Origin of the sequence: Gemmata sp. SH-PL17, from assembly GCF_001610855.1 — a bacterium.
GTDB classification, from domain to species: domain Bacteria; phylum Planctomycetota; class Planctomycetia; order Gemmatales; family Gemmataceae; genus Gemmata; species Gemmata massiliana.
In genome coordinates this window covers 45,180-59,240 of record NZ_CP011271.1, presented here as the reverse complement: position 1 = coordinate 59,240, position 14,061 = coordinate 45,180, and the positions used below count along the sequence as shown (strand labels likewise).

6 protein-coding genes are annotated in these 14,061 nt (G+C 64.1%); 4 read left to right on the top strand and 2 right to left on the bottom strand.

The features are described 5' to 3' along the window. The first annotated feature begins 249 nt into the window (after window positions 1–249). The 3 genes from VT84_RS00235 (at window position 250) to VT84_RS00225 (ending at window position 9,711) form a co-directional block, all read left to right on the top strand. Window positions 250–5,295, top strand: a complete 5,046-nt coding sequence (locus VT84_RS00235; RefSeq protein ID WP_082838080.1) for a beta strand repeat-containing protein — start codon at window positions 250–252, stop codon at window positions 5,293–5,295. Between the two features lie 198 nt (window positions 5,296–5,493). Further along, window positions 5,494–8,415 (top strand): serine/threonine-protein kinase, encoded by a 2,922-nt coding sequence (locus VT84_RS00230; protein ID WP_052549277.1) that lies wholly within the window; start codon window positions 5,494–5,496, stop codon window positions 8,413–8,415. Between the two features lie 210 nt (window positions 8,416–8,625). Beyond that, window positions 8,626–9,711, top strand: a complete 1,086-nt coding sequence (locus VT84_RS00225) for a sugar kinase (RefSeq protein ID WP_082838079.1) — start codon at window positions 8,626–8,628, stop codon at window positions 9,709–9,711. Window positions 9,712–9,769: 58 nt separating this feature from the next. On the opposite strand, the gene VT84_RS40385 is transcribed toward VT84_RS00225, so the two are convergent. Beyond that, window positions 9,770–10,717 carry an FKBP-type peptidyl-prolyl cis-trans isomerase gene (locus tag VT84_RS40385; RefSeq protein WP_052549280.1) on the bottom strand — a complete coding sequence of 316 codons (948 nt, stop codon included), beginning with the start codon at window positions 10,715–10,717 and terminating at the stop codon, window positions 9,770–9,772. A gap of 96 nt (window positions 10,718–10,813) precedes the next feature. Here VT84_RS40385 and VT84_RS00215 point away from each other — a divergent pair, with 96 nt between their 5' ends. Beyond that, window positions 10,814–11,695: a tetratricopeptide repeat protein gene (locus tag VT84_RS00215; protein ID WP_082838078.1), complete on the top strand. Its 882-nt coding sequence runs from the start codon at window positions 10,814–10,816 to the stop codon at window positions 11,693–11,695. 137 nt (window positions 11,696–11,832) lie between these two features. On the opposite strand, the gene VT84_RS00210 is transcribed toward VT84_RS00215, so the two are convergent. Continuing rightward, on the bottom strand, window positions 11,833–13,269 hold the full coding sequence (locus VT84_RS00210; RefSeq protein ID WP_239465623.1) for an MATE family efflux transporter: 1,437 nt from the start codon (window positions 13,267–13,269) through the stop codon (window positions 11,833–11,835). Window positions 13,270–14,061 lie beyond the last annotated feature (792 nt).

The window sequence follows — 14,061 nt, the reverse complement described above, 5'->3', positions numbered from 1 at the left end:
TTTGTGCGCCGTAAACGAAACGGCCGCACTTTCCCGTGCGAAGACACATCCGGCTCATAGCCTTCTCATAGACTGCGGGCATACTGGAAGTGCATCTGTATCCGACCACCCTGGCCCGATTGACACACGGACACGTTCACTAGCGCGAAACTTAACGCAGCGCAACGTGTTCCTCTGTTGTGTCACTTTCTGATTTGATTGGTTTTTGACACGGAACGTGTAGTCCATAAACACCACGCGGGTACCATCATGGCGCCGTCTTGGCTTCGGCAATTGTTCAAAAAGCGATTCGTGGGTCAAGGCAAGTGCGCTCCGATCCAGCCCGCCCTTACGGTCGAGGCACTGGAAGACCGGGCGCTGATGGCCGTGGCGATATGGACCGGGGCCGCGATCCCCGCGCCAACGACGGGGAACAATTCCGCTCTGTGGAGCGACCCCATGAACTGGCAAAACTTTTACCGCCCCCAAACTGGGGACGATGTCATTTTCCCGGCCGTGTCTGGTGCTAACAAGCCCCCGGCAGCAATCGTCAACAATGTGTTCGTTTTCCCGAACGGCACGCACGTTCCGGGGGGAACGCTCGCGAACTCCATTATCGATGGGAACTACACCATCGGCGACTTGCAGATCAACGACGATAACTACCACATCGACGCCCTATCCGCAAATACCACGCTGAGAATCAACGGGCGCATTATCTCCAACATTCCGCAGGCCCTCGGGTCACTTACTGGGCTCTCGCTGATCGGGCCGACGTTCGCTACGGGTGGGGTATCAAACCTGCGGATCCAATTGAACGGACTCAACCAGGAGATTCGAAGCGATAACGTAGGCGTGCTGTACATCACAGCAGACATCGTCAACCCGACTAGTGGGGCGGGCGGGTTGCTGAAGCGAGGCACCGGTACAATCGGGTTATCGGGGAACAACACGTTCACCGGCGCGGTGCGCGTCAACGAGGGGATTCTCGCCGTCGCGAGTGATAACGCGCTCGGGAGCACGATCCTCGGGGCCGCCGTGGACGCCGGCGCGACGATGGCCCTTACAAACGGGGCAACGATCTCCGATTCGCTCGATCTCGTTGGGGACGGGGTGGGTGGACTGGGGGCGCTCCGTGGGATCATCGATCCGTACCTGACATTCCAAGCGCCCAGCGTCAACCCGTTCGGGGGCGGAACGTGGTCCGGAGGCATCGCTCTTATCGGTAACGTGACGATCGGCACCGACAGTGGGGCCACGGTTGATGTCGATACGACCGGGATCAGCGGGAGCGGGAATCTGACAAAGGTTGGGTTCGACACGCTGAGGTTGTTTACCGGGAACACATACGGGGGCAACACCCTGATCAGGCAGGGGGCCATCACAATCTTCGACAGCAACGCCCTCTCGCCCAACCCCCTCTTCTCGACCACGGTATTCGATGGTGCGACCCTGCGCGTCGGCAACGGGCTCACGGTCGGCGAGACACTCTTCCTGAACGGTGCCGGCTTCTTCTTCGACGCCGCGGGCCGGCCCCGCGGGGCGCTCAGCCTGTTCCAGAACGGGGCGGCGTCCGAGTGGACCGGCACGATCACCTTGCTGAGCGCCTCGTCATTCGGGGCGGCATTGAACGCCGAGCTCCTGCTCTCCGGCCCTATGGGGGGCGCGTTCGCGTTCACGAAGGTCGATCAAGGGAACATACGCATCGCCCGTAACAACAGCGCGACCGGGGTGCCCACGGGGTTCGCCCCGTTCACGGGTAGCACGTTCGTTAACAACGGCACCCTGGAGATCGCTGACGCGCTGGCCCTCGGCAACACGGGTACCGTCACGGTAAACTCGACCACGGGCACCTCGGGCGCGGTCGGTCCCCTTCAGATCGAAGGGAACTACACGTTCGCGCGCCCCCTGGTTTTGAACGGCGTTGGTTTCAATACAGTCGGAGCGGTTCACGTCATCAACCCGGCCGCGGGTGGCACCTCCGCTATCACGTTCAGTTCGACCGTCACCCTCGGGTCCGCGGCGTCCCTCAAGATCGACGGGGGCGACGCCCTGTCGATCACCGGGGTCATCCGCGACGGCAGCGTTCCCGCCGGGGGTGTGATCCCGAGCTTGGAAAAGACCGGGGCCGGCACCCTGACCCTCGCGGGCAACAATACCTACCTCGGGTCCACGGCCCTGCGCGAGGGGCTGACGATCATCACGTCCAACCAATCCCTGGGCGGGGCCAACGGAGCCGGCACGCGCGTGTTCAACGGTGCCGCGCTGCAAATACCCAGCGCGATCACCATGACTGAGGATCTGACGCTCTCCGGGACCGGGATCTCCGGCGGCGGCGTGCTGCTGGTCGGAGCGGGGACCAGCCAGATCACCGGCCTGATTACGCTCCTCGGCGTTAACACAACGCAGGCCGATATTAATGTGGCCGCGGGCGGCTCGCTCACGTTCGCTGGTGTGGTGAGCGGCGACGCCGACCTCCACAAAATCGGCGCGGGCGAACTGCGGCTCAGCGGGACCGCGAGTAACACGTTCCTCACGACCACATTCGTGGACGACGGACGGCTCACGCTCGCGAAACCGGCCGGGTTGATCGCACTCGGCGGCCAGGTGTTCGTTGGTGACGCAGCCGGCACCAACAATTCGGCCGAGCTGCGCCTCGAAACGTCTAACCAGATCCCCGAATCGGTCAGCGCGGTCACGATCCTCGTGACCGTCCGTCAGGACGGGTTGCTCAATCTGAACGGGTTCAATGAGACGCTCGGCGCGCTGACCCTCGTCGGTGGCGAGATCACGACCGCGACCGGGGTGCTCACCCTCATCAGTGATGTGAACGTTACGGCCGCGACCGAGGTCGCGAAAATCTCCGGCAACCTGTCGCTCGGTGGAGCGGTCCGAACGTTCAACGTCGGCAACGGCGCCGCCGACCCCGACCTCCAAATCGACGCCGTTATCAGTAACGGCCCGGGGATCATACTGACCGGGGGCGGGACGCTCGTGCTCGGCGGGGCCAACACGTACACCGGCCCCACCACCGTGACCGCGGGCGTGCTGCGGTTGGGCGCGCACAACGTGCTGCCCGACACCACCACCGTCGCACTCGCGGGCGGAACCACGCTGGACATGAACAGTTTCATAGACTCGATCGCGGCCGTCACCGGCGGCGCCACTACCACGCTCGCCCTCGGGGCCGGGGCACTGATAGTCGGGGTCGGTAACACCACGTCGACCTTCGGGGGGGTGATTACCGGGGCCGCGGGCTCGTTGCTTTCAAAGATCGGTACCGGGACGCTCACGCTGACCGGGGCCAGCCCCGCGTACACCGGAACGACGTTTGTGGGCGGCGGCGGGACGGTGCTCGTGAACGCGAACCAGAGCGCGGCGCGCGTGACCGTTCTGAGCGGCGGCGCCCTGGGCGGCACCGGCACCGTTGGGGCGATCACCGTGAACGCGGGGGGGCAACTCTCGCCGGGTCAGAGCCCCGCGGTCCTGAGCGCGAACGGGGACGTTGTGCTCAGCGCCGGTTCTTCGTTCATCGTGGAGGCGGCCGGTACGACCGTGGGCACCCAGTACGACCAACTCGCGGTCACCGGCACGGCCACTCTCAACAACGCGACCCTGGTGTTCAATCCGAGCTTCACCCCCGCGGTCAACGACTCGTTCGTCATTCTCACCGCGACGGGCGGCGTTACGGGTACCTTCAGCGGACTGGCGGACCTCGCGACCTTTACCACCGGGACGCGCGTGTACCAAATTCATTACAACGCGAACGACGTCACCGTCACGGTGCTCGCGCTCGCCTCGACCGCGACGATCCAGTCGAGCACCAACCCGTCACTCCCCGGCCAGTCCGTGACGTTCACGGTCACCATCACCCCTGCGGTGGCCGGCGACCCGACGCCAACGGGCACGGTCCAGTTCTACGATAATGGTGTGTCGATCGGTACCGTGGCGCTCTCCCCAACAGGCACCCTCAACCTGGCGTCGGCATCGCTCACGACCGCGGCGCTGACGAGCGGGTCACACAACATCACCGCAACGTTCACCCCGTCGTCGTCTTACCAGGCTCGCACCCAGACCGATCTGGCCCTCGTGCAGGCGGTCACCGTCGTTTCGACCGTGAGCATGCAGGCCCTGAACGGGCCGAGCGTCTTCGGGGACACGGTCGGCTTCCTCGCCCGGGTCGCCCAGCAGCCCGGACTCGCGGTCCCGAACGGGACGATCACCTTCATCAACTCCACGACCGGCGAGGTTCTGGGCGTCGTGGCCCTCGACGCGACCGGCGGGGCGGCCATCAACGTCAGTACCCTCCGCGTGGGAACTAGCATCATCTCGGCCGTCTACTCGGGCGACGCCTTCTACCGGGCCGGGTCCGGTACCGCCACCCAGATCGTTGATCGGCAGTCGCGGATGGTGGTCGGCACGGACGCGGGGCCGCAAGCGACGGTCCAGGTCTTCGACCCGCGTACCGGGGCTCTGCTCCGGGTGCTCACGCCCTTCGACGGGTACTCGCTGGGCGTGAAGGTGGCCGCGGGCGACGTGAACGGGGACGGGATCGACGACATCATCGTGTCCGCGGGCGCGGGCGCCCCGGGCGGTCACGTGAAGGTGTACAACGGGGCCGATTACTCGGAACTGGCGAGCTTCTTCACGTTCGTCGGGTACACGGGCGGGGTGAACATCGCGGCCGGGGACGTGAACGGGGACGGGTTCGACGACATCATCGTGGGCACGGCCATCGCCAACGACCACGTGAAGGCGTTCTCCGGGCGCAACCCGGCGGACACGCTCCTGAGCTTTTTCGCCTACGGCGGCGGGAACCCGGTCGGGGTCACGGTGGCCGCAGGCGATGTGAACGGAGACGGGCTGGCCGACGTGGTCACCGGGTCCGCCACGTTCGCCGGGCACGTGAAAGCGTTCTCGGGCCAGAACAACGGGCAGCTCCTGGGGAGCTACTTCGCTTACGGGGCCGGGTACTTGGGCGGGATCTACGTCGCGGCCGGGGATCTGGATGGCGACGGGCGCGCCGAGATCATCACCGGGGCCACGAACGCACCACACATTAAGGCACTCGACGCGATCACCGGAGCGGAGCGCCAGAGCTTCATCGCGTACCCGGGGGCGACGTTCGGGGTCCGCGTCGCGGCGGTCGACCGCGACGGCGACGGGCTGGCGGACATCCTCACCGGCGCGGGCGGCAGCGCCCCACACGTCAAACTCTTCGACGGCCAAACCCTGGACCTGCTCGACAGCTTCCTGGCCGTGCCGCCGAACCAGTCCCCGTCCCCGGGGATCTTCGTCGGTGGCAGTTCCAAGTAAGTTCGCTCAATTCGACCGCCCCGGCTCGCGAGCCGGGGCGGTTTCGTTTTTACACCACCCACGCTCCCAAATTTCTCGGTGTTCGGCGCGAATCCCTTACTGTTCGGCGGTGCCTCTCCGTCTTAATCTCTTGGCACCGTGCCGTTTCGCGGTCACAATAGTTGTTATTCGTCTCCGCGCCCCCGCGAGCCGAGCACCATGTCCGAAGTCAACCCGGCGGATTTCGCCGCTCCCAAAACTCCGACCCGCGCGCCGGCCCCCGACACCTTTACGGGCGGGCGCACCGGACCGAACGGCCCCAATCGGTCCACACTTACACACACTCAGCCCGCGCGCATCGGACGATTCGAGGTGCGCACGCTGCTCGGCGAGGGCGCGTTCGCGCGCGTGTATCTGGGGTTCGACCCGGAACTCGAACGGCAGGTGGCGATCAAGGTTCCGAAGGTCGACGAACTGACGCCCGAATTTCGCGAATCGTTTCTCCGCGAGAACCGACTGGCCGCGATCATCCACCACCCCAACGTGTGCCCGGTTTACGAAGTCGGCACCGACGGCACCCTGCCCTACATCGTGATGCGCGTGGTGCCCGGCACGCTCGCCGGGGTGCTCCGGTACCGCGACGGGCTCCTGCCCCCGCGCCACGCACTCGCGATTGTGCGAAAGCTCGCTCAGGGACTGGCCGCGGCGCACGCGCAGAAAGTCGTTCACCGCGATTTAAAACCCGCGAACGTGCTGTTCGACGAATCCCAACGCGAGGTGCTCATCGCCGACTTCGGCTTGGCCCGGCTCGTCGATCAGGCGACCGCGGCCAGTAACGGGGTGCCCAAGGGGACGCCCGCGTACATGTCCCCGGAACAGGCCCGCGGAGCGGCGGCCGAGATCGGGCCGCTGTCGGACGTGTACAGCCTCGGCATCATCCTCTACGAGATGCTCACCGGGCGCGTGCCCTTTTCCGGGTCCGTCTGGGAGGTCATGCGCGATCACTGCGAGACCGCACCGGTTCCCCCGTCGCGTGTCGTTGCGGGACTCGATCCGGTTCTTGATGCCTTGTGTCTCAAGGCGCTGGCCAAGCGCCCGGCGGAGCGTTATCGCTCCGCGAAAGAGTTCGCTACGGCCCTCGGGACGTATTTGCGCTCGAACGAGCGCCCGGAGGCGCTCCCGGTCCCCGCGGAACCTGAAGAAATCCCGGCGCTGGAACTCGTTGAGGGGCCACTCGCGGACGAGGTTCCCGATCTTCCCACCGTGCCCGTGGGCCGATCGGCGAAGTCTTCTGCTAAGCACACACCCGTTCCGCGTTCGGTTCGCGAATCGCGCACCCAAAAAGCGGCTCCTCCCGTGCCGGAGCCGCGCGCCACGTCGCGCCTTACGGCCCTGCTCGTTTCGGGCGCCGCACTGTTTGTTGGCGGAGTGGCGGTGGCACTTCTGGTGATGCAGAAGCCCGAACCCACGAAGCCCTCGGACCCACCGGTCGCGCAGAACGACAACGTGGGGCCGGCTCCGCCCGTTGCCGATCCGGGCACTTCAACGCTCGTTGCTGCGAAGCCGGTTCCCATTCCCGAAGCACCGGAACCGCACCCGGTTCTGGCGCTGAAACCCGAGATCTCTCCCGCTCCGAAACAGGTGGAACCGGTGCCGACGGCGCCGGAACCGAGGCCGGGAATTGATGCCGAACTGCGGCGCGACTGGAGCGATTATCTCACCGCGTCCGGGGGCGAAACGGCTTACCCGTTCTTCAAAGACCGGGGACCGACGCGGTGGCGCGCGTGGCGCGAAGCGGCCGAGGGCGATTGCGTGTACGGCATGGTTCTGTACGCGAACTGCCTGGAAAACGGTATCGGCGCCGCGAAGAGCCTGAAGAAGGCCGCCGGGCTGTACCGCAAAGCGGCCGAGGCCGGTGAACCAATCGCGATGACCGAGTTGGGCGGGTGCTTCCAGGACGGGAAGGGCGTTCCGAAGGACGAAACCGAAGCGCTCGAATGGTTCCGCAAGGGGGCCGAGGCCCAAGAGCGGATGGCGATGTATCTCCTCGGGATCACGTACCGGGACGGGCGCGGGGTGGATAAAGACCCCAAGGAAGCGGCCGAATGGTTCCGCAAGGCCGCGGAACTCGACGGATCGGCCGCGATGGTCGAGTTAGGGTACTGCTACGCGAACGGATCCGGGGTGGACAAAGACTCCAAGAAATCGGTCGCGTGGTTCCGCAAAGCCGCGGGCCTCGGGAACGCGATCGGGATGGACGAACTGGGTTACTGTCTCGCCAACGGACGCGGGGTCAAGAAGGATGCCGCAAAAGCCCGCGAGTGGTACGAAAAAGCGGCCGAGAAGGGGTACTCTAACGCCCAGAACAACCTCGGGCTGCTGTACGGCAACGGCCTGGGGGTCTCGACCGACTACGCGAAGGCCCGCGAGTGGTACGAAAAGGCCGCGGCGCAGAACCACTCTGGTGCCCAGAACAATCTCGGTGTGCTGTACGAGAATGGCCTCGGCGTCACGCAGAACTACACCACGGCCCGTGAGTGGTACGAGAAATCGGCCGAACAGGGGTACGCCATCGGGCAGTACCACCTCGCGCTGATGTACTACCGCCCAGCGGGTGTGACGCAGGACTACCCCAAAGCACGGGAGTTGTTCGAGAAAGCCGCGGTACAGGGGGACGCGAACGCGCAATTGTACCTCGGGTTCATGTACGGCACGGGTCGGCACGACAGCAAGAGCGGGGCGCCCGATCACGCGCAAGCCCAGGAGTGGTACGAGAAGGCCGCGGCACAAGGGCACGTACAGGCCCTTCACAACCTCGGCGTTCTCTACAGTTCGGGCAAGTACAAGGGCGGGAACGGGAAACCGGACCACGTGAAGGCCCGCGAGTGGTACGAAAAGGCCGCCGAAAAGGGGCATGTCGGGGCCACGAACAACCTCGGCCTCATTTACGAACACGGGCGCGGTGTTACTGCTGATCCGGAGGAAGCGGTTCGACTGTACCGCAAGGCCGCGGACCACGGGGACAAGAACGGGATGACCAACCTCGCGCGGTGCTACGAGAAAGGCATTGGGGTCGCGAAGGACGAAAAGCTGGCCGCGTCGTGGCGGGAAAAGGCCGCGAAGGTCGTCGCGGATAAGTGAGCGCGCCGGTCTGAGCTCTCGATAGTGCTCCCCGATCCGTGCCTCGCACGCGATCCAGAGTGTACGACCCGTTCGAGCGTTAGTTTCACGTGTGGCACCGTGTGGAGCACACGCTTTTGGGCCATCCAACCACTGCCGTTTTACCCCGTCTTGTCCGGTCATTCTCCGGCGATAGCGTAGACCTTATACGACGTTTCCCGGAGTTCCCTCATGCCTCTTCCGATTCGGACCGACGACTGCGCGCTCGACTTCCTCTCGCTCGGGGCTTTGATTCACCGGCTCGACCCCGGCGTTACACCGTTCCGCAAGGCGCGCGCGTTCGATGTCCACGTTTCCGGCGGCGAGTACAACGTCGCCGCGAACCTGTCCGACTGTTTCGGCCTGCGCACCGGCATCGCCAGCGCAATGGTCAACTACCCGGTCGGTGAGCTCGTGCAGGCGCGCGTGCGCGAAATGGGCGTCACGCCGTTCTACAAGCACTTCGAGCACGACGGCGTGCGCGGGCCGAACATCGCGACCGTGTACAGCGACCGCGGGCAGGGCGTCCGCGCGCCGGTCGTGTTCTACAACCGCGCCAACGAAGCCGCTTCGCTCCTCAAAGTCGGCGACTTCGATTGGGCCAAGATCATGGCCGGCGGCGTGCGGTGGTTCCACTCCGGCGGCATCTTCGCGGCGCTGTCCGAGAACAACCCGGAACTCATCATTGAGGGCATGAAGGCCGCGAAAGCGCAGGGCGCGATCATCTCGTTCGACCTGAACTATCGCGGGAAGTTGTGGAAGCCGGTAGGCGGCGACAAGCGCGCGGTGGAGACGCTCCGGCGCATCGTCGCGAACGTCGATTGCCTCATCGGGAACGAAGAAGACATGCAGAAGGGGCTGGGGGTGAAAGGCCCGGAGGTGACGAAGAAAGAGGAGTCGAAGCTGAACCCGGACGTGTTCTTCGGCATGATCGAGAACACGGTGAAGGAGTTCCCGAACATCAAACTGGTGGCGACCACGCTCCGCGAAACGCACTCGGCCAACCGGCACGATTGGGGTGCGGTGCTGTGGCTCGACGGGAAGCGGTACGTCAGCCCGACGGCGCAGCTCGACGTGATCGACCGCATCGGCGGCGGCGACGGGTTCGCGGCCGGCACCATCTACGGTCTTATGAGCGGGCGCGACACCCAGCAGGCGCTCAACCTCGGCTGGGCACACGGCGCGCTGCTCACCACCTACCACGGCGACACCACGATGGCCACGCTCGCGGAAGTCGAAGCGTTCGCGGCCGGCACCGGGGCGCGGGTGCAACGGTAAGTGCGGCACTTACGAGTGCCGGGAGCCGGCGCCCTCGGCACTCGCAAATGGCTTCGGCTTACTTACCCCCCAATCCGAACCCCAGCAGCTCGATTTCAAACACGAGTGTTGAATTGGCTGGAATTGCGCCTTTCGCCTGCATACCGTAGCCCAAACTGGCCGGGATTACTAGCTTGCGAACGCCTCCCACTTTCATTCCCGGGACGCCCTGCTGCCAACCCTGAACCAGTTCGCCGAGAGACATATTCAAAGGGCCTTTACCCTCTAACCAACTGGAATCAAACGGCTTTCCGCCGGTTGTAAGCCAACCGGTGTAATCCATCACCACACGTGCCCCTTCGGGGCATTCCGGGCCGTCCCCAACCTTGAGGTCGCGGCACTTCAAACCATCTTTGCCGATCGGCTTTAAGTTCGGGTCATCGGCGCCGGGTTCGGTTCCGTCACTCAGTTTGGTGAGGTCCGTCGGAGCGGGGTACCGGCGCGCGCGGGGCGGCGGAGAAGACGAGAGCAACTCGACCTCGAAGACGAGCGTGCTGTTGGCCGGGATCTTCCCCTTCGATTGTTTCCCGTAGCCCTTATCTGGCGCGATGACCAGCTTGCGAATCCCCCCCGGCTTCATTCCGGGAATGCCCTCTTGCCACCCGGCAATCAGCTCTTTGAGTGGGAACGTCGCGGGCTGCCCGCGTTCTTTACTGCTGTCGAACACGGTTCCGTCGGGAACCCACCCCGTGTAATGGATTTTCACATCGGCACCGGGCTGGCACTCGTCCCCCGCTCCGACTTTCAGGTCGCGGTACTTAACACCCGCGCTGATCTCCTTCAGGTCGGGGTCTTCGACAGAGCCGTTCGAGCCGTCGGACATGTTCTTCGGCGCGGCGGCATCGGAGACGAACACCACCAGTCCCACGAGGATCACGATCGCCGCGATCGCGAGGGCCGGCACGAGGATCTGCTTGATCTTCTGTTTGTCCAGTCCGTCGGGCTGGGTCTTACCGGGTTCCGCCATTGAGTGACTCCGAGCGCGATTGAGGAAGATGGAAGTTGTTATAGGGCGGCCCGCCGGAATAGGATCATCCCCACTGTTTCCTCACGAGGGGTACCCATGCGCGTGTTTGTCGTTGCCGCGATCGTCGCGGGCGCTTGCCTCACCACGAGCGCGAGCCGGCCCGGGCGCGCCGAAGATAAGAAGGACGAGAAGAATGATAAGGAGCTAGCCAAACTGCTCGACGATATTGAAACCGCGATGAAAGCGCAAAAGTACGCGGACGTGATTCCGCTCGCGAAGAAGGTCGCCGAACTCGACCCCAAGAACCCCGCGGCCCCGTTCGCCGCGGCTACCGCGCACACGCAACTCCGCCAGAACGCGGAGGCCGTTAAAGCGTGGACGAAGCTCCTGGCGCTGGAACCGAAAGCCGTCCGCGCCTACGACTCGCGGGGCGACGCGCAACTGAAACTCGGGAACTTCAAGGAGGCTCTTGCGGACTTCGACGAGTACCTCAAAACGGACCCGAAGTTCGGCCCGGACCACTGGCGCCGCGGCATCGCGCTCTACTACGCGGGTCGCTTTAAGGACGGCGTGGACCAGTTCGAGCAGCACCGCACGGTGAACGGCGAGGACGTCGAGAATTCCGTGTGGCACTACCTCTGCAACGCCCGGGCGACCACGCCCCAGAAGGCGCGCGAGAACCTCATCCCGGTCACGAAGGACGCCCGCGTGCCGATGAAGCAGGTGCTCGAACTGTTCGCGGGGAAGATTAAACCGAAGGACGTGATCGATGCCGCCGAGAACGAAAAACTCAAGGGCGAAGCGCTCAAAGAGGCCCGGTTCTACGCGAACCTCTACGTCGCGCTCTACTACGAGTCCGAGGGCGACACGAAGAAGTGTCGCGAGCACCTGAAAGAAGCCGTCGAGAAGTACGAGATCAGTCACTACATGTGGGACGTGGCCGCCGTTCACCTGAAGTTGCTGAAGGACAAGAAGTAACCGGGTGAACCCCGCCCACAAGGGTGGTGGGCGAGTGAGCGAGCCTCCAGAGGCTCGCTCACAAAGGCAGGATGGGTGGCATCGTTGTAGTTTCACCCACCGCCCTTGTGGGCGGGGTTCACCAGCCACTGCCCATACTACACCGGCTGTTCGCATTCCACGCCCGGTTCGATCACGCGCATCGACTTCCACTTCCCGCTACGGAACCGGAACCAGAAGCACGCGCTCATACCGAGAATGTGTAGCGTAGCGAACACCCAGCACCAGTACACGCTCCCACCCATGAACACCGTGATCGCGGTGGGGATCACCATCAACGGCCATGCAAGGGCGAACGTCAGTTTGGTGACGTATTTCGTGTCCCCGGCACCGCGGAGCGCGAACGCGAACGAAACATTGATTGCGTCCGCGACAGAAAACACCGCAACACACAGCAGGAGCGTCGGTACGAGAGCGACGACCGCAGCAAACTTCTCCTGCTCCTCCGGCTTGTCCGGTCGGAACGGCTCGACCAAAAGACTCGGGATCGTAACGTAGGCGAGCGCAATGAGACACATGTACCCGAACGCCCACTTCAGCCCGGTGTAGGTGCTCTTCTCCGCCAAGTCCGGGCGGTTCCCACCGAGACGTTGACCGACGAGAATGCAGATGGCTTGACCCATTCCCATCATCGGTAAGAACGCGATCATGTTCAGCCGGATCGTGAGCGTGGTGGCCCCGAGCGCCGCGAAACCGAGGTTCCCGACGAGTACCGTGAAGCAGTGGAACACCAGCACGTCCAGGAACACCTGCATCCCGGCCGGACCGCCGTAAATCATCAGCCGGCGGAACAGCTCCCGCTCCGGCTTCCACCCGGCGAGCGTGCCGAACTCGTCGCGATACTTCCTGCGGAGCATCAGCGCGAGCGCGAACAGGGCCGCGGCCCACGACCCGGCGACCGTGGCCCACCCAGCGCCCTCGATCCCGAGTTCCGGGAACCCGAGCCGTCCGAAGATCAGAACCAGTGCAAGTGCAATGTTCACCGCGGTGCCGACGGCCTCAATGCCGAGTACGGTCCACGTCTGTCCCCGGCCGGAGAAGAACCCGTTGATGGCTCCCATTACGAGCATCGGCAGCGCGGCGAACGCCAAACACTTGAGGTAAGTGGCTTCCAGCGGTTGGATGTCCGCCGGGTGGCCGCTGACCGCAATGAGGAACGGGGCTGCCGGTACCATCACCAAAAACAGCAGGCCGGCAACGATCGCGAAGTGAATCCCCTGCCACACGGCCGCGCCGACGCGGTGGGGGCGCTTTGCCCCCGTGTATTGCGCGACGAACGTCGACGTGTACCCCGCGGTGACCTGTAGAAGCCCGAAGAACAACCAGTACCACATCACCGCGGGGAACGACGCGGCCATCTCCAGCGGGTCGTGCCACGACAGGAGCACGGTGTCCACGAACACCTGCACCGTCATGAAGCTTTGGCTGACGATGAGCGGCAAAGCAAGTTTGAGAAGCTCCTTCGATCCGCCCGGAACTGCCGTGGGCGCGCCGGGCGAGTTCGATTCGGTCGCGAGCGTTTGACGCTCTGCCACAGCCACTTCACCGGCCTCATTCGCACCAACCGGCTCCGAATATGGGCTGGTCGGTACCCCGAGGTTCGGGGTCGGAACAACGGTCGGATCGAGATAGGCGGCGGGTTGGGCGCTTTCGGTCGGGGAGGGTTCAACCGGATTGATTCCCATACGGTCCGTCGTCCTTGTTTTGGGGGCCGGGCGAATCACTTGGCAGCAACAGCAGACATTCCGAAACTGCACCGGGCGCCCTTAATCCTGAAGCGTGATCGGGGCTGGCGATGTCTCCACCGAGGCCGTCATGTTGCCGCTCGTCACGGGCGCGTTGCCGCGAATCTCGATTCCGTTATGAGACCCCGACACGCGAGCAGGTTCGGGCTTCTTGCCATTTTCAACGACCGGGACCGAAAATTCGATGTCGTAGGTCTGCCATACGGATCGGCGCGTTGACACGCACGGGCGTCAGAGGCACGGTGCTGCAAATCGTACCGCAATCGTTCTTTCCGCTCTTCAGCCCGTAGGTACCGAGAATCTGTACCTCGTACCGTCTCTGCACTTACAAGCCAGAATTTCCCCGTCCTTGAACTCGCCAAAGCCTCACGAATCGGCGACCGCAGTGAACCCGGTTAGTTGAAGACAGGACGGGTGTGAGCGCGGACGCGCTTGATTGAGAGGTTCCGTGGAGAGCATCCAGGTATTGTATTGGAGGCGCCGCTCAACAATCCAACCCGCAACAGATCGATCTCTGATTGTAATCTCTTACCCGTGTCATTTCTTCTGTTCACCGAGATGTCATCTCTTCAAATCGCACGG

Coding starts and splice junctions, on each gene's coding strand:
- VT84_RS00230 (WP_052549277.1), top strand. CDS start 5,494: ATGTCCGAAGTCAACCCGGCGGATTTCGCCGCTCCCAAAACTCCGACC.
- VT84_RS00235 (WP_082838080.1), top strand. CDS start 250: ATGGCGCCGTCTTGGCTTCGGCAATTGTTCAAAAAGCGATTCGTGGGT.
- VT84_RS00225 (WP_082838079.1), top strand. CDS start 8,626: ATGCCTCTTCCGATTCGGACCGACGACTGCGCGCTCGACTTCCTCTCG.
- VT84_RS00215 (WP_082838078.1), top strand. CDS start 10,814: ATGCGCGTGTTTGTCGTTGCCGCGATCGTCGCGGGCGCTTGCCTCACC.
- VT84_RS40385 (WP_052549280.1), bottom strand. CDS start 10,717: ATGGCGGAACCCGGTAAGACCCAGCCCGACGGACTGGACAAACAGAAG.